At 59.4% G+C, this 665-nt stretch carries 1 pseudogene; it reads right to left on the bottom strand.

Features of this window, described 5'->3' with window-relative positions:
- Positions 1-495, bottom strand: a pseudogene (locus B7444_RS14115) (IS481 family transposase); the annotation flags it as partial.
- Between the last annotated feature and the right edge of the window lie 170 nt (positions 496-665).

Here is a 665-nt window from a genome sequence, read left to right as displayed (position 1 = left end):
GGGCGAGTAAGCCCGGGTTCGCCGCCGATCCACACCCTGATCCTGGCATGTTTTCTCAAACGTATCCGCAGTGAAGCAGGAGCCGCGATCGGTCAGGATATGGGTTGTTTTGAATGGGAAGGCGGCTTTGACGGCCAGATGCACGAAGCGCGAGCAGCGATCGATCGCGACATAGAGGAACCGTTTGCGAGCCTCACCGTCTGCGGTCTGCAGCTTTTGCAGATGCTTCACGTCGATATGAACATAGCCCAGATCGTAGTAATCCCGGAAGGTACCCTCTCCCCGCACCGGGCGGATCTTCTCCTTCACCGGCCAACGATTGAGTCCTGCATCCTTGAGGATGCACCAGACGCTGCCTCGGTTGAGGTGGGACAGGAAGTGCCGCAGCACGAAGGTCAGGTCATCGAGCCCGAACTCGGTTGCACGACGCAGATGACAAACGATCGCGCGCTCTTCCCCGGTCGCTTCCGTCGAGCCCGCGATTTCGGCCCGCACAGATGGCGTAGTGCGGGCTTACGGATGGATCTGATGCATCAACAATCACTCCGGGGTTCAACGTCAAAACAGGGGGCATCGGCGGCAATAGCCCGCGATATCTCATCCCAATGATGTCTCACGACCTGCCTGCCAGTCCCCCCTGCGGTCCAGTCGCCTCGATAGCACTT

Source organism: Gluconobacter thailandicus F149-1 = NBRC 100600 (assembly GCF_000964465.1).
Taxonomy (GTDB): Bacteria; Pseudomonadota; Alphaproteobacteria; order Acetobacterales; family Acetobacteraceae; genus Gluconobacter; species Gluconobacter thailandicus.
The sequence above is the reverse complement of the archived record's forward strand: the minus strand, read 5'-3'. Positions and strand labels throughout refer to the sequence as shown.